We start from the raw sequence: 23,224 nt of genomic DNA on the forward strand, positions 1-23,224 counted from the left end.
GACCATGACGCCCAAACTGAACCCTGCACGCCCGTGGCCCACCTGGGGGCATCTCGGGCTGGCCTGTGCCCTGGCCTGGGCCGGGGCCGGCAGCGCCTGGGCTGAAGGCGCTGCGCACGGCGCGGCCAAGGCGGCGCCGGCCACCCGCTCGGCGCCGCCCAACGCGGCAGCCGGCCGATCGCCCGCCACCATCGTGGCGCCGGCCACTCGCCGTGCCGCTGCTCCCGCCCCGGCCCCGGTGCCCGATGACGTGCCCTTGCCGGCCGACACCGCCGCCGCCAGCACCGACCCCCTGGAGCACCTGCGCCAGCGCCTGGCCGATCGGCTCGTGGCACCCAAGGGCGCCACCGCCAGCGGCTCCTTCGACGTGCGCATCAGCACCCGCAGCGGGCTGCAGCCGCCCAGCGCGGCGGCGGCCCACGGCGCCGCACCCAGCCGGGCCCGCGGGGGCAAGGTGGCCCACGGCCCGGGTGCGGGTGCCGTGCACTGGGGTTACGAAGGCGAGCATGGCCCGGCTGGCTGGGCATCGCTAAGGCCGGAGTTCGGGCTGTGCAAGACCGGCCAGCGGCAGAGCCCCATCGACATCCGCGGCGGTCTGGCCGTGAACCTGGAGCCGGTGAAGTTCAATTACCAGGACAGCAAGTTCAGCGTCGTCGACAACGGGCACACCGTGCAGGTGCAACTGCAACCCGGCAACACCATCGACATCGGCGGGCGGAAGTTCGAACTGCAGCAGTTCCATTTCCACCGGCCGTCTGAAGAACGCATCGACGGACGCCAGTTCGAGATGTCGCTGCACCTCGTGCACAAGGACGAGCAGGGCCGCCTGGCCGTGGTGGCGCTGCTCTTCGACGAAGGCCCGGCCAACGCCGTGGTGCAGGAGGTGTGGAACAACCTGCCGCTGGAGCGTGGCGACGCACGGCCGGCACGCCAGCCGCTCGCGCTGACCGAGCTGCTGCCCGACGACCGCCGCTACTACACCTACATGGGCTCGCTGACCACGCCGCCCTGTTCCGAGGGCGTGCAGTGGGTGGTGATGCGTGCGCCGCAGTCGCTCACGGCCGAGCAGATCGGCATCTTCTCGCGCATCTACCCGATGAACGCGCGCCCGGTGCAATCGGCCTCGGGCCGCCGCATCCTGCAGTCGGACTGACTAGGGCTGCCCAGGCCCGGGCCCGGGCCCGGCACCGCCGCGCCGCGCGAACAGCAGCACCGGCCACAGCCACAGGCTCGCGAACCACAAGGCCACGCGGCCGGCCGAAAGTGGCCGGGTCTCGTGCTGCGCCACCTTGGCGAAGAGCACCCCGGCGCCCACCACCACGTAGAGCAGCAGCGCGCCGTAGAAGGCCACGCGCGCGCCATAGCTGCCCACGAACAAATCCCCCAGCACCCGGCCTGCGAAGGCCGCCGCCAGCACGGCCAACACCAGGGCCAGCGCCACGCCGGCCAGGGCGTGGCGCAGTTTCCACAAGGGGTCTTGGTAGGACATGGCGCCAGGTGCGGGGTGAGGGTCAGGGCCTTGATTGTTTCAAACTTGCCTGCCCAGGCTGGCGGCCTGCCGGCAACCCGGCTGCATCCGAGCGCCCCGGGTTTGTCGTACAACCCTGCACCTGCCCGGGCCTGCCGGGCTCCTTGAAGCCACCCGAGAACCCATGCGCCTGTCCTTCGTTTCCCGCCTTTCCCCCTTGGCCCTGGCTGCCGGCGCCACTTGGGGGCTGCCCGCCCTGGCCAACCACGGCGGCCCCGTGACGGGCGCGCCGCAGACCATCATCGTGCAGGGCAGCCACTACGACAACGCCGTGGGCACGCAGGACGCCGCCTCGGCCGGCACCATCCGCCGCGCGCTGCTGCAGAGCCGGCCCGCGCAGCGCCCCGGCGAGGTGCTGGAGTTCGTGCCCGGGGTCATCGTCACGCAGCATTCGGGCGACGGCAAGGCCAACCAGTACTTCCTGCGCGGCTTCAACCTCGACCACGGCACCGACTTCGCCACCCGCATCAACGGCATGCCGGTGAACATGCCCACGCACGGCCACGGCCAGGGCTACAGCGACATGAACTGGCTCCTGCCCGAACTGGTGGATCGGGTGGAGTACCGCAAGGGCCCGTACTTCGCGGCCGTGGGCGATTTCGCGGCCGCGGGCTCGGCCGACATCGAGTACCTGCACAGCGTGGCCGCGCCCTTTGCGCAACTCACGCTGGGCGAAAACGGCTACCGCCGCGGCGTGACCGGCGCCTCGGGCGCGATGGCGCCGGGCCTCACGGCGCTGGGCGCGGTGGAGTTGATGAACACCGACGGCCCCTGGACCGTGCCGGAGCGCGTGCGCAAGCTCAATGGCGTGTTCATGCTCAGCGGCGGCACGCGCGCCCAGGGCTGGCACGCCACGGCCATGGCCTACCGCTCGCGCTGGACGGCCACCGACCAGGTGCCGCAACGCCTGATCGACGCCGGCACCTACCAGGGCCGCCCCTTCGGCCGTTACGACAGCCTGGACCCCACCACCGGGGGCGACAGCCAGCGCAGCAGCCTGTCGGCGCAGTGGCACAACGACGGCGCTGCGGGGCGCACGACGGTCTCGGGCTACTTCATCCACTACGACCTCGACCTGAACTCGAACTTCAGCTACGCGCTGGAGCGTCCGGCCGATGGCGACCAGTTCAAGCAGACCGACAAGCGCACGGTCTACGGCTTGGACGCCGAGCACATCGTCAGCCACGACCTCGGGCCCTTTGCGGCGCGCACCCTGGCCGGCGTGCAACTGCGCCACGACCGCATCCGCGTGGGCCTGTACGACAGCGTGGCGCGTCGCATCACGAACACCGTGCGTGAAGACCGCGTGCGGCAGACGCAGCTTGGCGCCTACGCCCAGACCTCCGTGGAGTTCACGCCCGAGTGGCGGGCCGTGCTGGGGCTGCGGGCCGACCGCCTGCAGGCGCGCGTGGATGCGCTCACGCTGCCGGCCAATGGCGGCAGTGCCACCGACACGCAACTCTCGCCCAAGCTCACCGTGGTGTGGGCAGCGACGCCGCGCACCGAGCTCTTCTTCAACGCCGGCCGCGGCTTCCACAGCAACGATGCGCGCGGCATGACGGCGCGATTCGATCCCAAGACCGGCGATCCGGCCGACCCCGTGCCGGCTCTGGTGCCGGTGACGGGCGCCGAGATCGGCCTGCGCACCGAGGCCGTGCGCGGGCTGCAGAGCTCGGTGTCGGTGTGGGGCCTGCGCTCGGCCAGCGAGCTGGTCTACATCGGCGACGCCGGCGCCACCGAAGCCAGCCTGGGCAGCCGCCGCCACGGCATCGAGTTCAGCAACCGCTGGCAGCCGGTGCCCTGGTTCCTGTTCGATGCCGACCTGGCCTTCAGCCATGCGCGCCTGAAGGACGGCAGCCGCATCCCCAATGCCATCGACCGCGTGGCCAGCGTGGCCGGCACCGTGAAGGATCTCGACGGCTGGACCGCCAGCCTGCAGTGGCGCTACCTCGGCCCGGGCGCGCTGGCCGAAGACAACAGCGTGCGCTCGATCCCGGCCTCCACCTTCAACCTGCGCGTGACCAAGGCGCTGGGCAAGCTGGTGGGTCACCCGGCCAGCGTGACGCTGGACGTCTTCAACCTTTTCGACCGCCGCGTCAACGACATCCAGTACTTCTACGAATCGCAGCTGCCCGGCGAGGCCGCGCCCGTGGGCGACCGCCACGTGCACCCCGCCGAGCCGCGCAACCTGCGTCTGACGCTGCAGGTGAGCTTCTGATGCGCCGCGCTGCTGCTCAAGCCGCGCTGGCAGCCCTGCTGGCGGGCGCCGGCGCGACCGCCAGTGCCCACGACAGCTGGTTCGCGCCGCTGCCGCGCACCGACCGCGGTGAGGTGGTGTTCGCCTTCGGCACGGGCAACCAGTTCCCGGTGCAGGAAGTCACCATCCCGCTGACGCAGTTGCGCAGCCACGGCTGCCAGGGCCCGGGCCAGCGCGCCGCGCCCATGCGCTGGGTGGCCGACCGGCCCACGGCGCTGGTGCTGCGTTCAGCCAGGCCGGTGCCGGCCGGTGCTGCACTGACCTGCTGGGCGCAGCTGCACCCCATCGCCATCGACATCGACGATGCCACCGTGGAGGTCTACCTCCAGGAGGTGAGCGCCCTGCCGGCCGTGCGCGAGCGCTGGGCAGCGCTGCGTGCGCGCGGCGTGCGCTGGCAGGAGAGTTACACCAAGGTCTCGCGCATCGAGGTGAACGCCCTGGAGGCCGCGGCCGTCGCCGCCACCGTGCCCGAGGCCATCGCGGGCCTCCCCATCGACTTGCGGCTGGAAAGCCCGCTGCCGCTGCGTGCCGGCGATACGCTGCGCGCTCAGTTGCTGCGCGACGGCCAGCCTCTGGCCGGCTTGCCACTGGAACTGCGCAGCGACCTCAGCCCCTTGGGTGTTTGGCGCCAGACCGACGCCGAGGGCCGCGTGAACATCCCGGTGCCCTTGGCCGCGCGCTGGGTCCTGCGGGGCGTGGAGCTTCGCGCTGCCGAGAAGCAGGCCGACGCATGGGACAGCCGCTTCATCACGCTGGCGTTCGAGGTGCTGCCGCGGCCCTGAGCCGGCGCCGCACAGCGCCGCGCCCGGCCCCCCCCCTAAGTTGCAAGGCACTTGGAGGGTCGACCACCCCTCCGGAGGCCTTGCGCCCCTGGGAATGAGGGGTTCGCGACAGGTCTGTGCAGACGATCATGGGTGTGCAAGTTTCACGGGCATGGCGCCTGTGCCGCCCGTCACCCCTCATCAGGAGTTCGCACCCATGAAGGTTACGCACGTCGCTCTGGCTGCCGCGTTGTTGGCCGTATCTGCCGCTGCCTCCGCCCAGACCACCACCTACACCAGCGCGGCCACTTTCCTGGCCAACGTGGCGCCGGGCTCCTACACCGAAGGCTTCGCCGACCCGTTCTTCAGCGGAGAACCCTCGGCCACCTTCACGGGCAATGGGTTCACCTACACCGTGTCGGCCCCCGGCGGCGTGTACGGCAACGGCACCCTCATCGGCACCAACCTGCCCACCGAGACACTGACCGTCACCTTCTCTGGCGCCACTGTCACCGCCATCGGCGGCAACTTCTGGGCCACCAACATCAGTGACGTGTTCCAGCCGGTGCCGGTCACGCTCACGCTGAGCGACGGCACGACCACCACCTTCACCCCGGTCAGTGAGACAACGGGCAGCTTCCGTGGTTTCACCACCACCCTCGGCATCACTTCGATGACCATCGCCTCGACCGCGGGCGTTTATGCCGGCATGGGCAACCTGACGGTGGGCGTGGCGGCCATTCCCGAGCCCGGCACCTGGCTGATGATGGCCCTGGGCGTGGGCGCACTGCTGCTGCGCAACTCGCGCCGCAACGCGCAGGCCTGATCGGCGCGCTTCCAGCCCGCCGCGCAGCGGCGAGCCACCTCCAGAGCCCGGGTCCAGCCCGGGCTTTTTGCTTTCTTCGCGCCGTGCGGGCCAGTTCGGCGGGCTCGCACCTGTCGGCCCGTGGGGTCTGAAGTTCTCAGAAACGACTTTCAGTCACCCTTCCAAGTCCTTCATTCAGAACAACTTTCTCCCTCCGTCGACTTCCACTTCGGCGTCTAAGTGCTTGATTTGATTGATTTTTTGGGGCGCGTCGCATTGACCCGGGCCCTGGTGCTCAGTTAAAGTGGGAGTTCGTGGTGTTTAGTGGGGGAAAGTGGCTGTCATGGTGTTCCGCGGGGGTCCGGTACTGACGTTGGACGGCAAGGGGCGCATCACCGTGCCCAGCCGTTGGCGTGACGTGCTCATGGCCACCGTGCAGGGCCAGATGGTCGTGGCCAAGAACCCCGATGGCTGCCTCTCGCTGTACCCGCTACCCGTGTGGGAGAACTTCGAGAACAGCGTGCTCTCGCTGGCCACCGAGAACGACGCCTGGCGTCGCTTCTTCATCGGCAGCGCCACCGAGGTGGAACTCGACGGCGCCGCGCGCGTGCTGATCCCGCCTGAGCTGCGGGAATGGGCCGGCCTGGTGGAGAAGGTCAAGTTCATGGGCGTGGGCTCGCATTTTGAGCTCTGGGACAGCGCCCGCCACGAGGCCCGCGAGGCCGAGGCCCTGGCCCAAGGCCGGCCCGAAGCGCTGCGCAACCTGGTCATCCGGTGAACACGGCCCCTGCATGGCGCCACACCACCGTGCTGCTGAACGAGGCCGTCGAGGCCCTGGTGACGCAGCCCGATGGCCTTTACGTGGACGGCACCTTCGGCCGCGGCGGGCACAGCCGCGCCGTGCTGGCGCTGCTGGGGCCGGCGGGCCGCCTGCTGGCCTTCGACAAGGACCCCGAGGCCATCGCCGCGGCGCAAGCCATCACCGACCCGCGTTTCGCCATCTGCCACGCCAGCTTCGACAGCATGGCCGAGGAGCTGGCCGCGCGCGGCATCACCCAGGTGGCGGGCGTGCTGCTCGACCTGGGCATCAGCTCGCCGCAGATCGACAACGGCGAGCGCGGCTTCAGCTTTCGGTTTGACGCCCCGCTGGACATGCGCATGGACACCACGCGCGGCGAGACGGCGGCTGAATTCCTGGCACGTGCCGACGTGCGTGAGATCACGGAGGTGATACGTGACTATGGCGAAGAACGGTTTGCTGCTCCGATTGCAAAGGCGCTTGTCGCTCGCCGCGAAAGCGGCCATCCCGTCTTGCGCACCGGCGAGCTTTCCGCGCTCGTGGCTCGCACCGTCAAAACCCGCGAGCAAGGCCAGGACCCTGCAACGCGCACGTTTCAAGCTCTACGGATTCACGTCAACGCCGAGCTTGAGGCGCTGCAACAAGGGCTGAAGGCGGCGCTGGCGCTGCTGGCGCCGGGTGGGCGCCTGGTGGTCATCAGCTTCCACTCGCTGGAAGACCGCATCGTGAAGACCTTCATCGCCGGCGAAAGCCGCGAGGTGGTGGACCGCCGCGCGCCCTTCGCGCCGGCCAAGGCGATGCGGCTGAACGCGCTGGCGCGCATCAAGCCCAGCGCCGAAGAGATCAGCGCCAACCCGCGCGCGCGTTCGGCCGTGATGCGCGTGGCCGAACGCACGCTGGCGGCCTGAAGGCAGGGCACACGGCATGGGCCTGAAGCTCAACCTGCTGCTCGTGGCGGCCTTGCTCGCCAGCTGCCTGGTGCTGGTGAAGACCAGCTATGAATCGCGCCAGCTCTTCGCGCAGCTGGACGCCGCGCGCGCCGAGCAGCGCCAGCTCGACGCCGAATACAAGCGCCTGGACGCCGAGGCCCAGGCCCAGGGCACGCACCTGCGCGTGGAGCGCACCGCGCGCGAAAAGCTGCTGATGCGCACCGCCACGCCGGGCGTGACGGCCTACGTGGTGGACCCGCTGGCAACCGCCGCCAGCGCCGCTGCGGCAACCCCGGGGGCCAGCCGATGAGCACGCCCACCACCGTGCGCAGCGTCAACTACGCCACCAGCCCGCTGCTGGCTAGCAAGACGCCGCCCTGGCGCTCGCGTTTCGTCGTGCTGCTGGTGGGCCTGGCCTTCCTGGTGCTGCTGGGGCGCGCGGTGCACCTGCAGATCATCGCCACCGATTTCTACCAGGCGCAGGGCGAGAAGCGCTTCGTGCACAAGCAGCCGCTGCCGGCCAGCCGCGGGCGCATCCTCGACCGCAACGGCCTCGTGCTGGCCACCAGCGTGGCCCTGCCTTCGGTGCAGGTGGACGCCAAGACCTTCAGCGCCGACACCGCGCAGCGCAAGGCCCTGGCGCAGAAGCTGGAGATGCCGCTGTCCGAGCTGAACGAGCGGCTGGACGGCGTGAACAGCGGCGCCGTGGTGCTGCGCCGCCACGTGGAAGAAGCCGCCTGGCAGGACATCAAGGCCATGGGCCTGAAGGGCGTGCAGGAAGTGCGCGAGTACAAGCGCCGCTACCCCGAGGGCGAGGCCGCTGCGCACGTGGTGGGCTTCACCAACATCGACGGCAAGGGGCAGGAAGGCATCGAGCTCGGTTTCCAGACCCAGCTGCTGGGCCAGGCTGGCCAGCGCCAGGTGGTGCGCGACCGCCTGGGCCGCGTGGTGGAAGACATCGGCGACCAGGCCAACCCGGTGCACGGCCAGGACATCACGCTGTCCATCGACAGCAAGGTGCAGTTCTTCGCCTACCAGCGCGTGCGCGACGCCGTCTTCGAACACAAGGCCAAGGCCGGCAGCGTGGTGGTGCTGGACACGCAGACCGGCGAGGTGCTGGCGCTGGCCAACTACCCGAGCTACGACCCTGCCAACCGCAAGAACCTCAGTGGCGCGCAGCTGCGCAACCGCGCGCTGACCGACATCTTCGAGCCCGGCTCGACGATGAAGCCCTTCGTGGCCGCCCTGGCGCTGGAGACCGGCCGCGTGACGCCGGACACCCCCATCAACACCGCGCCGGGCCGCATCACCATCACCGGCAGCACCATCAACGACGCCCACCCGCACGGCGTGCTGACGGTGGCGCAGGTCATCCAGAAGAGCAGCAACGTCGGCACCGTGAAGCTGGCGCTGGCCATGCCCGCGCGCGAGCTGTGGGAGATGTACACCGCCATCGGCCTGGGCCAGAAGCCGCGCATCGATTTCCCCGGCGCGGTGACGGGCCGGCTGCGCCCCTACAAGACCTGGCGGCCCATCGAGCACGCGACGATGAGCTACGGCTACGGGCTCTCGGCCAGCCTGTTCCAGCTGGCGCGCGCCTACACCGTGTTTGCGCGCGACGGCGAGCTGATCCCGGTGACCATCCAGCGCACCGACACGCCCACCGGCGGCCAGCGCGTCATGAGCGCCAAGACCGCGCAACAGGTGCGCCAGATGCTGCTGATGGCCACCAGCGCCGGCGGCACGGGTACCAAGGCCCAGGCCATCGGCTACTCGGTGGGCGGCAAGAGCGGCACCGCGCGCAAGCAAGAGGGCAAGGGCTACGGCAACAAGTACCGCTCGTGGTTCGTGGGCCTGGCGCCCGTGGGCAACCCGCGCATCGTGGTGGCGGTGATGGTCGACGAGCCGGGCAAGGGCGTCTACTACGGCGGCGAAGTGGCCGCGCCGGTGTTCAGCCAGGTGGTGCAGCAGACGCTGCGCATGATGAACGTGGCGCCCGACATCGACGTGAAGGCGCAGATCAGCGCCAAGCCCGTGCCCAGCGAAACGGAGAGCTTCTGATGCTCACCGTGCTCACCACCCCGCAAGACGCCGCCGCGTGGCTGGCCGCACGCGTGGCGCTGCAAGGCGGCGCCCGCCTGCGCTGCGACAGCCGCGCCGTGCAGCCGGGTGATGCCTTCATCGCCTGGCCGGGCCAGGCCACCGACGGCCGCAAGTTCGTGGCCCAGGCCCTGGCCGCCGGCGCCGCCGCCTGCCTGGTGGAAGCCGAGGGTGTGGACGCTTTCGGCTTGAACGATGCGCGCATCGCCACGCTGCCGGGCCTGAAGGCCGCCACCGGCGAGATCGCCGACCTGTGCATGGCCCAGCCCAGCGCCGTGCTCGACGTGGTGGCCACCACCGGCACCAACGGCAAGACCAGCACCGCCTGGTGGACGGCGCAGGCGCTCACGCGGCTGGGCCGGCGCTGCGGCGTCATCGGCACGCTCGGCGTGGGCGAGCCCGACAAAGTGTCATCGACCGGCCTGACCACGCCGGATCCGGTGACGCTGCACCAGGCCTTCCGCGGTTTTGTCGACCTCGGCTTCTCGGCCTGCGCGCTGGAGGCGTCCAGCATCGGCCTGGTGGAGCAGCGCCTGAACGCCGCGCGCATCGACGTGGCGCTGTTCACCAACCTCACGCAAGACCACCTCGATTACCACGGCAGCATGGCCGCGTACGGCGAAGCCAAGCGTCGCCTCTTCAGCTGGCCGGGGCTGCGCGCGGCGGTGATCAACGTCGACGACGCCTGGGGCGCCCAGCTCGCCGCCGAGCTGCAGCAGGCCGGCACGCTGGACGTGTGGACCGTCTCGCTGCAAGGCCCGGCGCGCTTGCAGGCCCTGGGCCTGCACTACGAGCCGGCGGGCCTGGCCTTCACGCTGGCCGAAGGCGCCGCGCAAGCCGAGGTGCACACGCAGCTGGTGGGCGAGTTCAACGCCAGCAACCTGCTGGTGGTGCTGGGCGGCCTGCGCGCCTTGGGCGTGCCGCTGGCCGAGGCCGCCGCCGTGGCCGCACAGCTGACGCCCGTGCCCGGCCGCCTGCAGCGCGTGCCGGCCGTGGGCGGGGCCGGTGTCGAAGTGGTGGTGGACTACGCCCACACGCCCGACGCACTTTCGCAAGTGCTGCGCGCGCTGCGCCCGCTGGCCACGGCGCGCGGCGGCCGGCTGTGGTGCGTGTTCGGCTGCGGTGGCAACCGCGACGCCACCAAGCGCCCACTGATGGGCGGCATCGCCGCGGCTGCGGCCGACCGCGTGATCGTCACCAGCGACAACCCGCGTTTCGAAGAGCCGCAGGCCATCGTCGATCAGGTGCTGGCCGGTGCGGCCGACGCGGCCCACGTCAGCGCGCTGGTGGACCGCCGCGCCGCCGTGGCCCAGGCCGTGGCCGAAGCCGGCCCGCACGACGTGGTGCTGCTGGCGGGCAAGGGCCACGAGGATTACCAGATCGTCGGTGCCGAGCACCTGCCGTATTCCGATCTCGCCGAAGCCGAAGCGGCGCTGCGCGCGCGGGTTGCCGTGGGGGTGGCTGCATGAACGCGCCCCTGCTGATGACCCTGGCCCAGGCCCACGCGCTGCTGCCCGGCAGCACCCTGGTGGGTGACGGAGCCACGCCGCTGCAACGTGTGCACACCGACACACGCAGCACGCAGGCGGGCGATTGCTTCGTGGCGCTGCGCGGCGAACGTTTCGATGGGCATGCCCACCTCGCTGCGGCGCGCGAGGCCGGTGCCGTGGCGGCCATCGCCGAGCACGGCCTGGCCGAAGCCGGCCTGCCCGGCCTGCTGGTGGCCGATACCCTGGCCGCACTGCAGCAACTGGCCCGCGGCTGGCGCGCCGCCCACACGCTGCCGCTGGTGGCGGTGACGGGCAGCAACGGCAAGACCACTGTCACGCAGATGGTGGCCGCGATGCTGCGCGCCGCGCATGGTGAAGGCGCCCTGGCCACCGCCGGCAACCTGAACAACCACATCGGCGTGCCGCTGACGCTGCTGCGCCTGCGGGTCAGCCACCGCGCCGCGGTGGTGGAACTGGGCATGAACCACCCGGGCGAGATCGCGCTGCTGGCCGGCATCGCCCAGCCCACCGTGGCGCTGGTGAACAACGCGCAGCGTGAGCACCAGGAGTTCATGGCCACGGTGGAGGCCGTGGCGCGCGAAAACGGCAGCGTGATCGACGCGCTGCCGGCCGAGGGCGCGGTGGTCATTCCCGCCGACGACACCTACACACCGCTGTGGCGCAGCATGGCCGGCACCCGCCGCGTGATGACTTTCGGTCTGCAGGGCGCTGGCGACCCCGCGCAGCACGTGTGGGCGCAAGCCACCTGGCAAGCCGAAGGCGGCGCGCAGGCCGACGCCCCGCACTGGCAGCTGCAGCTGCACACCCCGCGCGGCGGCATCGACACCACGTTGGCACTCGCCGGCCGCCACAACGTCTTGAACGCCGCGGCCGCCGCGGCCTGCGCCATCGCGGCCGGCGTGCCGCTGCTGGCGGTGGGCCAGGGGCTGGCGGGTTTTGCCGCCGTCAACGGCCGCTCGCAACTGCTGCGTCTGCGCCTGGACGGCCAGGCCGTCACGCTGGTCAACGACAGCTACAACGCCAACCCCGATTCGGTGCTGGCCGCCATCCGCGTGCTGGCCGAACTGCCGGGCCCGCGATGGCTGGTGCTGGGCGACATGGGCGAGGTGGGCGACCAAGGCCCGCGTTTCCACGCCGAGGTGGGCGCTGCGGCGCGCGCAGCGGGCATCGAGTTTTTCTGGGCGGCCGGTGCGGCTTGTGCACATGCCGGCGCTCATCGTCATTTCGGCAGCGCGGCCGAGTTGCTGAGCGCGCTGCCCGCAGAACGCCCGGCGGCGGCCTCGGTGCTGGTCAAGGGTTCACGGTTCATGAAGATGGAGCAGGTCGTGCAGGCACTGCAGCAAATCTCTGCGGCGCATTCCTCGGCAGCGCCGGGGCAGGAGAAGCGGGCATGCTGATGAGCCTGAGCCAGTGGCTGATGCAGGCCTACCCCGAGCACCTCGGGTTCCTGCGTGTCTTCCAGTACATCACCTTCCGCGCGGTGCTGGCGGCGATGACCTCGCTGCTCATCGGCCTGGCCTTCGGGCCCTGGGTGATCCGCAAGCTGACCGAGATGAAGATCGGCCAGCCCATCCGCGAGTACGGCGTGCAGGCCCACCTGGGCAAGAAGGGCACGCCCACGATGGGTGGCGTGCTGGTGCTGATCGGCATCGGCGTGAGCACGCTGCTGTGGTTCGACTGGAGCAACCGCTTCGTGTGGGTGGTGATGCTGGTCACCTTCGGCTTCGGCGCCATCGGCTGGGTGGACGACTACCGCAAGGTCGTCAACAAGGACCCGGAAGGCATGCGCAGCCGCGAGAAGTTCTTCTGGCAGAGCCTGATCGGCCTGATTGCCGCGCTGTACCTGGCCTTCAGCGTGAGCGAGACGAATGCGCTGCGCACGCTGCAGCTCTTCTTCGACTGGGTGGCCAGCGGCTTCAGCAACACGCTGCCGCCCAAGGCCGACTTGATGGTGCCCTTCTTCAAGACGGTGAGCTACCCGCTGGGCGTTTTCGGCTTCATCTTCCTGAGCTGGTTCGTCATCGTGGGCTGCAGCAATGCGGTGAACTTCACCGACGGGCTGGACGGCCTGGCCATCATGCCGGTGGTGATGGTGGGCAGCGCCCTGGGTGTGTTCGCCTACGTGGTGGGCAACGTCAACTTCAGCCGCTACCTGCTCTTCCCCTACATCCCGGGTGCGGGCGAGTTGCTGATCTTCTGCGCCGCCATGGCCGGCGCGGGCCTGGCCTTCCTGTGGTTCAACACCAGCCCGGCGCAGGTGTTCATGGGCGACGTGGGTGCGCTCTCGCTGGGCGGGGCTTTGGGCACCATCGCCGTCATCACGCGGCAGGAGATCGTGCTCGGCATCATGGGCGGCATCTTCGTGGCCGAGGCGCTGAGCGTGATGATCCAGGTGGGCTGGTTCAAGTACACGAAGAAGAAGTACGGCGAGGGCCGGCGCATCTTCCTCATGGCGCCGCTGCACCACCACTTCGAGAAGAAGGGCTGGGCCGAGACGCAGGTGGTGGTGCGTTTCTGGATCATCACCATGCTGCTGTGCCTGGTGGGCCTGGCCAGCCTGAAGCTGCGGTGACCGGGCGGCCATGTTCTTCCTGAAAGACCTCCCCGTGCTCGTGCTGGGCCTCGGCGACAGCGGCCTGGCCATGGCGCGCTGGTGCGCACGCTGCGGTGCCAAGGTGACGGTGTGGGATTCGCGCGAGCAGACCGCCGGCGATGCCGCGCTGGCCACCGAGTGGCCTGCCGTGCAGCGACTGCGCGGCGAGTTGCTGCCCGCGCAGTTGAATGGTGTGCAGCTCGTGCTGAAGAGCCCGGGCCTGGCGCCTAACGATGCGCGCGTGGCGCCGCTGCTGGACGAAGCCCGTGCCATCGGCATCGCGGTGCTGGGCGAGCTGGATCTGTTCGCGCGCGCGCTGGCCGACCTGAGGGCCGCCTGGGGCTATGCGCCCAAACTGCTGGCCATCACCGGCACCAACGGCAAGACCACCACCACGGCCATGACCGCGCTGCTGGTGGCGCGCGCCGGCCGCCGCGTGGCGATGGCCGGCAACATCGGCCCGACGCTGCTGGGCACGCTGAGCGAACAGCTGGCCGAACTGCCCGAGGCGCCGGTGGCCGTGGCCGAAGAGGCTCCCGAAGCCGAGCCCGTGGAAGCCGCGGAGGCCAACGCCGTTGTGGCCGATGCAGCCGAGGAGACCGAGCCCGCAGCGCAACCCGAAACCGTTGCCGACACCGCCCCCGCCCCGCTGCCCGACGACGACGTGCCCGTGGCCGAGGTGCTGGCGCAACTGCTGCCCGCCGGCCCGGCCGAGCCCGAGCCCGGCCCCGCCGACGCATTGCCGCGGGTGTGGGTGCTGGAGCTCAGCAGCTTCCAGCTCGAAGGCGGCGGCACCGGTGTGCGCGGCTTCGAACCGGCCGCGGGCACGGTGCTGAACCTCACGCAAGACCACCTCGACTGGCACGGCAGCATGGCCGCCTACAGCGCCGCCAAGGCGCGCGTTTTCGGCCAGCAGGCGATGATGGTGATCAACCGCGACGACCCGCTGGTGGAGGCCCTGGTGCCGCAGCCGGTGGTGCCCGCCAAGGGCAAGGCCAAGCTCGCGCCGAAGCCGAAGCCCGTGCAGCGCAACGTCTGCCGCTTCGGCCTGAACGCACCGCAGCAGCCGGGCGATTTCGGCCTGGTCGAAGAAAACGGCATGGCCTGGCTGGTGCGCGCGCTGCCGGCCGAAGAAGGCGTCAAGCGCAAGAAGGGCGAGGTCGACGAGATCCACCTGCAGCGCCTGATGCCGGCCGACGCGCTGCGCGTGCGCGGCCGCCACAACGCCGCCAACGCGCTGGCCGCGCTGGCGCTGGCCACGGCCATCGGCTGCCCGCTGGCACCCATGCTGCACGGCCTGCGTGAATACGCCGGTGAGCCGCACCGCGTGGAGTTCGTGGCCCGCGTGCCGGTGGAGGGCGTTCACGGCAGCGGCGAGGTCGAAGCCTTCGACGACAGCAAGGGCACCAACGTCGGCGCCACGGTCGCAGCGCTCAACGGCCTGGGTGCCGACAAGGCGCCGGGCCGGCTGGTCGTCATCCTGGGCGGCGACGGCAAGGGGCAGGACTTCACGCCGCTGCGCACCCCGCTGGCGCAGCACGCGCGCGCCGTGGCCACGCTAGGCCGCGACGCCGGGGCCATCGAAGAAGCGCTGCTCGGCCACCTCGGCCCCGTGCCGGTGCAGCGCCACGCGACGCTGGAAGCCGCCGTGGCCTGGTGCTTCGAGCAGGCCCAACCTGGCGATGCCGTGCTGCTGAGCCCGGCCTGCGCCAGCCTGGACATGTTCCGCAACTACGCCCACCGCGCCGAGGTCTTCGTGGCCGCGGTGCAGGCACTGGCGGCCGAGCGGGGGGCGCTGGTGTGAACGCGATGTCGGCCACGCTCGCCACCGTGAAGGGCTGGTTCGCCCCGCGCGGCGATGGCACGGGCGCGCTGCCCGTGCGTGACAGCATCCACGTCGGCGGCGACCGCCCGGTACGCCTGATGGCCTTCGACCAGACCTTGGTGGCCGTGGTCTTCGCGCTCATCGCCTTGGGCGTGGTGATGGTCTATTCGGCCAGCGTGGCCTTGCCCGACAACCCCAAGTTCGCGAACTACACCGAAACCTTCTTCCTGCGCCGGCACGTGATGTCGCTGGGCATCGCCTGTGTCGCCGCGCTGGTGGTGGTGCAGGTGCCCATGAGCGTGTGGGAGAAGCAGGCGCCGGTGATCTTCCTCATCGCGCTGATCCTGCTCGTCATCGTGCTGGTGCCCTTCATCGGCAAGGTGGTGAACTTCTCGCGCCGCTGGATCCCGCTGGGCTTCATGAACTTCCAGCCGAGCGAACTCGCCAAGCTGGCCATCGCGCTCTACGCCGCCAACTACATGGTGCGGCGCATGGACGCGCGCGAGAACTTCTTCCGCGCAGTCACGCCCATGGTGATGGCCGTGGCCTTCGTGGGCGTGCTGCTGATGCGCCAGCCCGACATGGGCGCCTTCATCGTCATCGCCACCATCGCCTTGGGCATCCTCTTCCTGGGCGGCGTGAACGCACGCATGTTCTTCCTGATGGCCGCGGTGATCATCTGCACCGTTGCGCTCTACCTCTACTTCGACGACCTGCGGCGCGAACGCATCCTGGCCTACCTGGACCCCTGGAACCCGCTGTACGCGCAGGGCAAGGGCTACCAGCTCACGCACAGCCTGATCGCCATGGGCCGCGGCGAGATCTTCGGCCAGGGCCTGGGCGCCAGCGTCGAGAAGCTGCACTACCTGCCCGAGGCGCACACCGATTTCCTGCTCGCCGTCATCGGCGAAGAGCTGGGTTTCGTCGGCGTGGCCACGGTCATCCTGATGTTCTTCTGGATGACGCGGCGCATCTTCCACATCGGCCGCCAGGCCATCGCGCTGGACCGCGTGTTCGCCGGCCTGATGTGCCAGGGCATCGGCATCTGGATGGGTTTCCAGGCCTTCATCAACATGGGCGTGAATCTGGGTGTGCTGCCGACCAAGGGCCTGACGCTGCCGCTCATGAGCTACGGCGGCAGCGCCATCCTGATGAACATGGTGGCGCTGGCGATGGTGCTGCGGGTGGACATCGAGAACCGTGCGCTGATGCGTGGGGGTCGCGCATGAGCCATCTCGTCGTCATGGCAGCCGGCACGGGCGGGCACATCATCCCCGGGCTGGCCATCGCGCGCGAAATGCAGAGCCGCGGCTGGACCGTCAGCTGGCTGGGCACCTCGCACGGCATGGAGAACAAGCTCGTGCCGCCCTCGGGTCTGGCGATGGACACCATCACCTTCAGCGGCCTGCGCGGCAAGGGCCTGCTGCACACCGCCACGGGCGGGCTGCGACTGCTCAAGGCCTTCTTCGACTGCTTCGGCATCCTGCGCCGCCGTGGTGCCCACGCGGTGCTGGGCATGGGCGGTTATGTGTGCTTTCCGGGCGGCTTGATGGCCAGCCTGCTGAACAAGCCGCTGGTGCTGGTGAACGCCGACGCCTCGCTGCTGCTCAGCAACCGCAGCCTGCTGCCCGTGGCCGACCGCGTGGCCTTCGGCTTCAGCGGCCCGGCGGTACAGGGCGTGAAGAACGCGGTGGTGACGGGCAATGCCGTGCGCGCCGAGATCGAAGCCCTGCCCGCGCCCGCCGTACGCTGGGCCGGCCGCAGCGGCCCGCTGCGCCTGCTGGTGGTGGGCGGCAGCCTGGGCGCGCAGGTGCTCAACCGCACGCTGCCCGCGGCGCTGGCGCTGCTGCCGGCCGAGCAGCGGCCGCAGGTGGTGCACCAGACCGGCACGGCGCAAGAAGCCGAAGTGCGCGCCGCCTACGCGCAGCACGGCGTACCCGCCGAGGTGCGGCCCTTCATCGACGACATGCCGGCGCAGCTGGCCGCCTGCGATGTGATGGTGTGCCGCGCCGGCGCGGTGACCGTGAGCGAGCTTTGCGCAGCCGGTGTGCCGGCGGTGCTGGTGCCGCTGATCGCCAGCACCACCGCCCATCAACGCGACAACGCCACGTGGATGGCCGGCCAGGGCGCGGCCGTGCACCTGCCGCAAGCCGAGCTGAGCCCGCAGGCGCTGGCCGACACGCTGCGCGGCCTTTCGCGCGAAGGCCTGCTGGCCATGGCCGAGAAGGCCCGTTCGCTGGCCCAGCCGCGCGCCGCCGCGCGCGTGGCCGATCAGATCGAGGCCCTGGTGAAGAAGCCGGGAGTGCGCGCATGAAGCACGCCCTCAAGCACATCCACTTCGTCGGCATCGGCGGCGCCGGCATGAGCGCCATCGCCGAGGTGCTGCACCAGCAGGGCTACCGCGTCAGCGGCTCCGACCAGGCCGAGAGCAGCGTCACTCGTCGGCTGGCCACGCTGGGCGTGCAGGTGCACATCGGCCACGCCGCGGCCCACATTGCCGGCGCGCAGGCCGTTGTCACCAGCACGGCTGTGAAGACCGACAACCCCGAGGTGTTGGCCGCCCGCGATGCCCGTGTACCCGTGGTGCCGCGCGCCGTGCTGCTGGCCGAGCTGATGCGCCTGAAGCAGGGCATCGCCATCGCCGGCACCCACGGCAAGACCACCACCACCTCGCTCACCGCCAGCGTGCTGGCCGAGGGCGGGTTGGACCCCACCTTCGTCATCGGCGGGCAGCTGCTGGCCGCGGGCTCGAACTCGAAACTCGGCACGGGCGAGTTCATCGTCGTCGAAGCCGACGAAAGCGACGCCAGCTTCCTCTTCCTGAACCCCGTGATCAGCGTCGTCACCAACATCGACGCCGACCACATGGAGACCTACGGCCACAGCCTGGAGCGGCTGCACACGGCCTTCGTCGACTTCCTGCACCGCCTGCCCTTCTACGGCCGCGCCGTGCTGTGCAGCGACGACGCGGGCGTGCGCGCCATCCTGCCGCGGCTGCAGCGCCCGGTGCTGACCTACGGCACCGACGAAGGCGCCGAGCTGCGCGCGGTGGATGTGCAGGCGCTGGCTGGCGGCCAGATGTCTTTCACCGCGAAGCAGGCCGGCCATGCCGACCTGGCCGTGACTCTGAATCTCGCCGGCCTGCACAACGTGCGCAACGCGCTGGCGGCCATCGCCGTGGCGCGTGAACTCGAAGTGCCCGGTGCACCCATCGTCGCCGCGCTGGCGCAGTTCGCCGGCGTCGGCCGCCGCTTCCAGCGCCATGGCGAGCTGGCCACCGCCGACGGTGGCCGCGCGCTGCTGATCGACGACTACGGCCACCACCCGGTGGAGATGGCCGCCGTGCTGTCTGCCGCACGCGGCGCCTTCCCGGGCCGCCGCCTGGTGCTGGCCTTCCAGCCGCACCGCCACACCCGCACGCGCGACTGCTTTGCCGATTTCGCCGCCGTGCTGCAGGGCTTCGATGCTGTGCTGCTCAGCGACATCTACGCCGCCGGCGAGGCGCCCATCCCTGGCATCAGCAGCCAGTCGCTGGCTGCGTCGGTGCCGCGTGCGCAGAGCGTCGGCGACATCACCGCACTGCCCGCCGCGCTGCGCGCCACGCTGCGCGGCGGCGACGTGCTCATCACCATGGGCGCCGGCTCCATCGGCGGCCTGCCGCGACAACTGATGCAAGAGGGGGCCGCAGCATGAAGGCCGAGATCCAATCCTTGGGCAAGGTCGCTGTCCTGATGGGCGGCCGCAGCGCCGAACGCGAGGTCTCGCTGATGTCGGGCGGCGGCGTGCTGGCCGCGCTTCGCAGCCAGGGCGTGGACGCCCACGCCTTCGACCCCGCCGAGCGCGAGCTGAACGAACTCAAGCGCGAAGGTTTCCAGCGCGTCTTCATCGCGCTGCACGGCCGCCACGGCGAAGACGGCACGGTGCAGGGCGCGCTGGAGCTGCTGGGCATCCCCTACACCGGCAGCGGCGTGATGGCCAGCGCCATCGCCATGGACAAGGTGATGACCAAGCGCGTGTGGGTGGCCGAGGGCCTGCCCACGCCGCGCTGGCAATGGCTGGCGCCCGAGCGCCAGGCGCGCGAGGACGTGATGGCCGTGCCCGACGCCATCGGCCTGCCGCTGATCGTGAAGCCGCCGCGCGAAGGCAGCAGCATCGGCATCAGCAAGGTCAGCGGCTACAGCCAGATGCAAGACGCCGTGAGCCTGGCCGCCCAGTACGACCCCGACGTGCTCTGCGAAGAGTTCATCGAGGGCATCGAGCTCACCTGCCCGGTGCTGGGCGAGGGCCCCAGCGCACGCGCACTGCCGGTCATCGCCATCGAGGCGCCGGAAGGCAAGTACGACTTCCAGAACAAGTACTACACCGACGTCGTGCAGTACCGCGTGCCCAGCGGCCTCGCGCCGGAAGAAGAGGCCGAAGTGCAGCGCCTCACGCTGGCCGCCTACCGCACGCTGGGTTGCCGCGGCTGGGGCCGTGCCGACCTGATGTTGCGCGCGCGCGACCGCAAGCCCTTCCTGCTGGAGATGAACACCAGCCCGGGCATGACCGGCCACTCGCTGGTGCCGATGTCGGCGCGCGCTGCCGGCATCAGCTACGAACAGCTCTGCGTGCAGCTGCTGCAGGCGGCCACGCTGGACACGCCGGCCAAGCCCGCCCAGGCCTGACGCCAGAAACCATGCCGCGCAGCGCCACCCTCCGCCACCCCACCGCCGCCGCCCCGCTGGCGCTGCCGGTGGACGTGCGCCTGATGAACGGGCTGGCCAGTGTCATCTTCGTGCTGGCTGCGCTGGGCATGGTGGCGGTGGGTGTGCTGTGGCTGGTGCGCAGCCCCTTCTTTCCGATCCGCGCCATCCAGCTCGATGGCGACCTGCAGCGCAACAGTGTGCCCACCATCCGCGCCAACGCCGCGCCGCAGCTGGCGGGCAACTTCTTCAGCGTCGACCTGCAGGCCGGGCGCAAAGCCTTCGAGACCGTGCCCTGGGTGCGCCGCGCGGTGGTGCGCCGTGTCTGGCCCGACGTGCTGGCGGTGAACCTGGAAGAACACCGCGCCGCAGCCCTGTGGGAAGGGCAGGGCGGTGAAGAAGGCGCCGGTGCCGAGCGCCTGGTCAACAGCTTCGGCGAGGTCTTCGAGGCCAACGTCGGCGACGTGGAAGACGACAGCCTGCCCGTGCTGGCCGGCCCCGAAGGCAGCGCCGCGGCCATGCTGGCGCTGCTGCGCCGCGTGCAGCCCACGCTGGCGCGGCTGGAGATGAACGTGGTGCGCGTGCAGCTCAGCGGCCGCGGCAGCTGGCGCATGGAGCTCGACAGCGGTGCGGCGCTGGAACTGGGCCGCGGCAGCGAAGAAGAACTCGTGGCGCGCAGCGAGCGTTTCGTGCGCACCTACACGCAAGTGGCCGCGCGCTGGCAGCAGCCGCTGGAATACGCCGACCTGCGCCACGCCGACGGTTATGCCGTGCGCTTGCGCGGCGTCAGCACCACCCCGCCCAAAGGCTCAACGCCTCCTGGCGCGGTCAAGAACAACTAGAGGACAGCACATGGCCAAGGAATTCAAGGACATGGTGTTCGCCCTGGACATCGGCACCGCCAAGGTGATGGTCGTCGCAGCCGAGGTGCTGCCGGGCGGCGAACTGCGCGTGGCCGGCCTGGGCGTGGCACCCACGCACGGCCTGAAGCGCGGCGTGGTCGTCAACATCGACGCCACCGTGCAGAGCATCCAGCAGGCGCTGAAAGAGGCCGAGATGATGGCCGCCTGCAAGATCACCAGCGTCTACACCGGCATCACCGGCAGCCACATCCGCGGGCAGAACAGCACCGGCATGGTGATCGTGCGCGACAACCGCGAGGTCACGCCCACCGACGTGGCGCGCGTGGTCGAGACGGCCAAGGCCATCAGCATCCCCAACGACCAGCGCCTGCTGCTGGTGGAGCCGCAAGAGTTCGTGATCGACGGGCACGAGGTCAAAGAGCCCATCGGCATGAGCGGCAGCCGGCTCGAGGTGAAGGTGCACATCGTCACCGGCGCGCAGAGCGCCGCCGAGAACATCCTGAAGTGCGTGCGCCGCTGCGGCCTGGAGGTGGAGCGCCTGGTGCTGAACCCCAGCGCCAGCGCCGCGGCCGTGCTCACCGACGACGAGAAGTCTTTGGGCGTGGCCGTGGTCGACATCGGCGCCGGCACCACCGACGTGCAGATCTACACCGATGGCAGCGTGCGCCACACGGCCGTCATCCCCATCGCCGGCGACCTCATCACCAGCGACATCGCGATGGCGCTGCGCACGCCCACGAAAGATGCGGAAGAGATCAAGGTCGAACACGGCGCCGCCAAGCAGCTGCTGGCCGACCCCGGCGACCAGATCGAGGTGCCGGGCCTGGGCGACCGCGCGCCGCGGCTGCTGTCACGCCAGGCGCTGGCCGGCGTGATCGAGCCGCGCGTGGAAGAGATCTTCAGCCTGGTGCACCAGGTCATCCGCGAAAGCGGCTACGAAGAACTGCTCAGCAGCGGCATCGTCATCACCGGCGGCAGCGCCGTGATGCCGGGCATGGTGGAACTGGGCGAAGACATCTTCCTCAAGCCCGTGCGCAAGGGCCTGCCGCAGTACCACGGCGCGCTCTTCGACATGGTGGCCAACCCACGCAGCGCCACCGTGATGGGCTTGTTGGAAGAAGCCCGCGTGGCCCGCGCACGCGGCTTCAAGGCGGCGGCACAGGCCGGCTCGGTGAAGAACCTGGTCGGCCGCGCCAAAGATTGGTTTCTCGGGAATTTCTAGGAGGGGTGCATGCATGACACGGCATAGATCGGCGAACCCACAGCACCTCGTTTTCGCAACGCAACGGCAACTGCAACTCACTCAAAGCTAGGAGGCTCACATGCCCATCGAAATGATCGACGAATTCGACGAAGGCACGCAGATCAAGGTGATCGGTGTCGGTGGCGGCGGCGGCAACGCTGTCGAACACATGATCGCGCAGGGCGTGCAGGGCGTGGAGTTCATCTGCGCCAACACCGACGCGCAGGCGCTGCACCGCAGCGCCGCCGGCACGCTGGTGCAACTGGGCAAGACCGGCCTGGGCGCCGGCAGCAAGCCCGAGGCCGGCCGCGTGGCCGCCGAAGACGCGGTGGAGAGCATCCGTCAGGCCATCGAGGGCAGCCACATGCTCTTCATCACCGCCGGCATGGGCGGTGGCACCGGCACCGGCGCGGCGCCCGTGATCGCGCGCGTGGCCAAGGAGATGGGCATCCTGACCGTGGGCGTGGTCACCAAGCCTTTCGACTTCGAAGGCAAGCGCCGCGGCAAGCAGGCCGAAGACGGCGTGGCCGAACTCGAAGCCAACGTCGACAGCCTGATCGTGGTGCTGAACGAGAAGCTGCTGGAGGTGATGGGCGACGACATCACGCAGGAGCAGGCCTTCGCGCACGCCAACGACGTGCTGAAGAACGCCGTGGGCGGCATCAGCGACATCATCCACATGGATGCGCAGGTCAACGTCGACTTCGAAGACGTCAAGACCGTGATGAGCGAGCCCGGCAAGGCCATGATGGGCACCGCCGTGGCCAGCGGCCCCGACCGCGCCAATAAGGCCGCCGAAGCCGCGATGGCCTGTCCGCTGCTGGAAGGCATCGACCTGCGCGGCGCGCGCGGCGTGCTGGTGCTGATTGCCGCGAGCAAGAGCACGTTTAAGCTGGCCGAGAGCCGCAACGCGATGAACGCCATCAAGTGCTACGCGGCCGATGACGCGCACGTGATCTTCGGCGCCGCCTACGACGAGAGCCTGGGCGACCAGCTGCGCGTGACCGTCATCGCCACGGGCCTCAGCAGCGCCCGCAAGGCCGCCGTGCAGCCGCCGCTGACGGTGGTGCAGCAGCCGCAGCTGGCCCCGGCCCAGCCCGTGCTGCGCACCGGCACCGACAACCTGCCCATCCTGAACCACGTGGCCCAGCCCGGCCCGTCGGTGCAGATGCAGGCGCCTTCGGCCACCAGCTACGACACGATGAACACGCCCAGCGTGTGGCGCAGCGCACGCAGCCAGGCCGCGGCCAAGGTGGACGCGCTGGCCAGCAACGGCATGGACGAGATCGAGATCCCGGCCTTCCTGCGCAAGCAGGCCGACTGATCCC

20 protein-coding genes are annotated in these 23,224 nt (G+C 70.3%); 19 read left to right on the forward strand and 1 reads right to left on the reverse strand.

Annotated elements, in window-relative coordinates; translation table 11 throughout:
- The first annotated feature begins 4 nt into the window (after positions 1-4).
- Complete coding sequence (locus EOE66_RS16360) at positions 5-1,153, forward strand: carbonic anhydrase (protein ID WP_128229809.1); 1,149 nt, start codon at positions 5-7, stop codon at positions 1,151-1,153.
- Here the strand turns inward: EOE66_RS16360 and EOE66_RS16365 are convergent, their stop codons facing one another.
- Positions 1,154-1,489 carry a hypothetical protein gene (locus EOE66_RS16365; protein WP_128229810.1) on the reverse strand — a complete coding sequence of 112 codons (336 nt, stop codon included), beginning with the start codon at positions 1,487-1,489 and terminating at the stop codon, positions 1,154-1,156.
- 163 nt (positions 1,490-1,652) lie between these two features.
- On the opposite strand from EOE66_RS16365, the gene EOE66_RS16370 reads away from it, so the two are divergent.
- The 18 genes from EOE66_RS16370 (at position 1,653) to ftsZ (ending at position 23,220) form a co-directional block, all read left to right on the forward strand.
- Positions 1,653-3,746, forward strand: coding sequence for a TonB-dependent receptor (locus EOE66_RS16370; protein ID WP_128229811.1), 2,094 nt, complete (start codon positions 1,653-1,655; stop codon positions 3,744-3,746).
- Positions 3,746-4,567 (forward strand): DUF4198 domain-containing protein, encoded by an 822-nt coding sequence (locus EOE66_RS16375; RefSeq protein ID WP_128229812.1) that lies wholly within the window; start codon positions 3,746-3,748, stop codon positions 4,565-4,567. Before EOE66_RS16370 ends, EOE66_RS16375 begins: the two co-directional genes overlap by 1 nt.
- Positions 4,568-4,763: 196 nt before the next feature.
- On the forward strand, positions 4,764-5,372 hold the full coding sequence (locus tag EOE66_RS16380; protein WP_128229813.1) for a PEP-CTERM sorting domain-containing protein: 609 nt from the start codon (positions 4,764-4,766) through the stop codon (positions 5,370-5,372).
- 322 nt (positions 5,373-5,694) lie between these two features.
- Entirely contained in the window at positions 5,695-6,129 is a 435-nt protein-coding gene (locus EOE66_RS16385; RefSeq protein ID WP_128229814.1) for a division/cell wall cluster transcriptional repressor MraZ, read from the forward strand.
- The gene (rsmH, locus tag EOE66_RS16390) at positions 6,126-7,058 is read left to right on the forward strand and encodes a 16S rRNA (cytosine(1402)-N(4))-methyltransferase RsmH (RefSeq protein WP_128229815.1); all 933 of its coding nucleotides are present in this window, start codon (positions 6,126-6,128) and stop codon (positions 7,056-7,058) included. The genes EOE66_RS16385 and rsmH overlap by 4 nt, the downstream gene beginning before the upstream one ends.
- A 16-nt stretch (positions 7,059-7,074) precedes the next feature.
- Positions 7,075-7,389 carry a cell division protein FtsL gene (ftsL, locus tag EOE66_RS16395; RefSeq protein WP_128229816.1) on the forward strand — a complete coding sequence of 105 codons (315 nt, stop codon included), beginning with the start codon at positions 7,075-7,077 and terminating at the stop codon, positions 7,387-7,389.
- Positions 7,386-9,140, forward strand: coding sequence for a peptidoglycan D,D-transpeptidase FtsI family protein (locus EOE66_RS16400; protein ID WP_128229817.1), 1,755 nt, complete (start codon positions 7,386-7,388; stop codon positions 9,138-9,140). Before ftsL ends, EOE66_RS16400 begins: the two co-directional genes overlap by 4 nt.
- A complete protein-coding gene (locus tag EOE66_RS16405; protein WP_128229818.1) occupies positions 9,140-10,648 on the forward strand; it encodes a UDP-N-acetylmuramoyl-L-alanyl-D-glutamate--2,6-diaminopimelate ligase in 1,509 nt (502 codons plus the stop codon). Before EOE66_RS16400 ends, EOE66_RS16405 begins: the two co-directional genes overlap by 1 nt.
- On the forward strand, positions 10,645-12,087 hold the full coding sequence (locus tag EOE66_RS16410) for a UDP-N-acetylmuramoyl-tripeptide--D-alanyl-D-alanine ligase (RefSeq protein ID WP_164885130.1): 1,443 nt from the start codon (positions 10,645-10,647) through the stop codon (positions 12,085-12,087). Before EOE66_RS16405 ends, EOE66_RS16410 begins: the two co-directional genes overlap by 4 nt.
- Positions 12,081-13,262: a phospho-N-acetylmuramoyl-pentapeptide-transferase gene (gene mraY, locus EOE66_RS16415; RefSeq protein ID WP_128229819.1), complete on the forward strand. Its 1,182-nt coding sequence runs from the start codon at positions 12,081-12,083 to the stop codon at positions 13,260-13,262. The genes EOE66_RS16410 and mraY overlap by 7 nt, the downstream gene beginning before the upstream one ends.
- 10 nt (positions 13,263-13,272) lie before the next feature.
- Entirely contained in the window at positions 13,273-15,087 is a 1,815-nt protein-coding gene (gene murD / locus EOE66_RS16420) for a UDP-N-acetylmuramoyl-L-alanine--D-glutamate ligase (RefSeq protein WP_128229820.1), read from the forward strand.
- Between the two features lie 5 nt (positions 15,088-15,092).
- A complete protein-coding gene (gene ftsW / locus EOE66_RS16425) occupies positions 15,093-16,337 on the forward strand; it encodes a putative lipid II flippase FtsW (protein ID WP_128229821.1) in 1,245 nt (414 codons plus the stop codon).
- A complete protein-coding gene (murG, locus tag EOE66_RS16430) occupies positions 16,334-17,422 on the forward strand; it encodes an undecaprenyldiphospho-muramoylpentapeptide beta-N-acetylglucosaminyltransferase (RefSeq protein ID WP_128229822.1) in 1,089 nt (362 codons plus the stop codon). Before ftsW ends, murG begins: the two co-directional genes overlap by 4 nt.
- Positions 17,419-18,801, forward strand: a complete 1,383-nt coding sequence (gene murC, locus EOE66_RS16435; protein ID WP_128229823.1) for a UDP-N-acetylmuramate--L-alanine ligase — start codon at positions 17,419-17,421, stop codon at positions 18,799-18,801. The genes murG and murC overlap by 4 nt, the downstream gene beginning before the upstream one ends.
- Positions 18,798-19,772 (forward strand): D-alanine--D-alanine ligase, encoded by a 975-nt coding sequence (locus EOE66_RS16440; RefSeq protein ID WP_128229824.1) that lies wholly within the window; start codon positions 18,798-18,800, stop codon positions 19,770-19,772. The genes murC and EOE66_RS16440 overlap by 4 nt, the downstream gene beginning before the upstream one ends.
- 11 nt (positions 19,773-19,783) lie before the next feature.
- Entirely contained in the window at positions 19,784-20,632 is an 849-nt protein-coding gene (locus EOE66_RS16445) for a cell division protein FtsQ/DivIB (RefSeq protein WP_128229825.1), read from the forward strand.
- Between the two features lie 10 nt (positions 20,633-20,642).
- Complete coding sequence (gene ftsA / locus EOE66_RS16450; protein WP_054140512.1) at positions 20,643-21,875, forward strand: cell division protein FtsA; 1,233 nt, start codon at positions 20,643-20,645, stop codon at positions 21,873-21,875.
- 100 nt (positions 21,876-21,975) lie between these two features.
- Positions 21,976-23,220, forward strand: a complete 1,245-nt coding sequence (gene ftsZ / locus EOE66_RS16455) for a cell division protein FtsZ (RefSeq protein WP_128229826.1) — start codon at positions 21,976-21,978, stop codon at positions 23,218-23,220.
- Positions 23,221-23,224: the final 4 nt, after the last annotated feature.

It is taken from the genome of Rubrivivax rivuli (assembly GCF_004016505.1).
Taxonomy (GTDB): domain Bacteria; phylum Pseudomonadota; class Gammaproteobacteria; order Burkholderiales; family Burkholderiaceae_C; genus Rubrivivax; species Rubrivivax rivuli.

Excerpts from the sequence above, each read along its gene's own strand:
- EOE66_RS16360 (WP_128229809.1), top strand. The coding sequence starts at position 5 with ATGACGCCCAAACTGAACCCTGCACGCCCGTGGCCCACCTGGGGGCAT.
- EOE66_RS16365 (WP_128229810.1), bottom strand. The coding sequence starts at position 1,489 with ATGTCCTACCAAGACCCCTTGTGGAAACTGCGCCACGCCCTGGCCGGC.
- EOE66_RS16370 (WP_128229811.1), top strand. The coding sequence starts at position 1,653 with ATGCGCCTGTCCTTCGTTTCCCGCCTTTCCCCCTTGGCCCTGGCTGCC.
- EOE66_RS16375 (WP_128229812.1), top strand. The coding sequence starts at position 3,746 with ATGCGCCGCGCTGCTGCTCAAGCCGCGCTGGCAGCCCTGCTGGCGGGC.
- EOE66_RS16380 (WP_128229813.1), top strand. The coding sequence starts at position 4,764 with ATGAAGGTTACGCACGTCGCTCTGGCTGCCGCGTTGTTGGCCGTATCT.
- EOE66_RS16385 (WP_128229814.1), top strand. The coding sequence starts at position 5,695 with ATGGTGTTCCGCGGGGGTCCGGTACTGACGTTGGACGGCAAGGGGCGC.
- ftsL (WP_128229816.1), top strand. The coding sequence starts at position 7,075 with ATGGGCCTGAAGCTCAACCTGCTGCTCGTGGCGGCCTTGCTCGCCAGC.
- EOE66_RS16400 (WP_128229817.1), top strand. The coding sequence starts at position 7,386 with ATGAGCACGCCCACCACCGTGCGCAGCGTCAACTACGCCACCAGCCCG.
- EOE66_RS16405 (WP_128229818.1), top strand. The coding sequence starts at position 9,140 with ATGCTCACCGTGCTCACCACCCCGCAAGACGCCGCCGCGTGGCTGGCC.
- EOE66_RS16410 (WP_164885130.1), top strand. The coding sequence starts at position 10,645 with ATGAACGCGCCCCTGCTGATGACCCTGGCCCAGGCCCACGCGCTGCTG.
- mraY (WP_128229819.1), top strand. The coding sequence starts at position 12,081 with ATGCTGATGAGCCTGAGCCAGTGGCTGATGCAGGCCTACCCCGAGCAC.
- murD (WP_128229820.1), top strand. The coding sequence starts at position 13,273 with ATGTTCTTCCTGAAAGACCTCCCCGTGCTCGTGCTGGGCCTCGGCGAC.
- ftsW (WP_128229821.1), top strand. The coding sequence starts at position 15,093 with ATGTCGGCCACGCTCGCCACCGTGAAGGGCTGGTTCGCCCCGCGCGGC.
- murG (WP_128229822.1), top strand. The coding sequence starts at position 16,334 with ATGAGCCATCTCGTCGTCATGGCAGCCGGCACGGGCGGGCACATCATC.
- murC (WP_128229823.1), top strand. The coding sequence starts at position 17,419 with ATGAAGCACGCCCTCAAGCACATCCACTTCGTCGGCATCGGCGGCGCC.
- EOE66_RS16440 (WP_128229824.1), top strand. The coding sequence starts at position 18,798 with ATGAAGGCCGAGATCCAATCCTTGGGCAAGGTCGCTGTCCTGATGGGC.
- EOE66_RS16445 (WP_128229825.1), top strand. The coding sequence starts at position 19,784 with ATGCCGCGCAGCGCCACCCTCCGCCACCCCACCGCCGCCGCCCCGCTG.
- ftsA (WP_054140512.1), top strand. The coding sequence starts at position 20,643 with ATGGCCAAGGAATTCAAGGACATGGTGTTCGCCCTGGACATCGGCACC.
- ftsZ (WP_128229826.1), top strand. The coding sequence starts at position 21,976 with ATGCCCATCGAAATGATCGACGAATTCGACGAAGGCACGCAGATCAAG.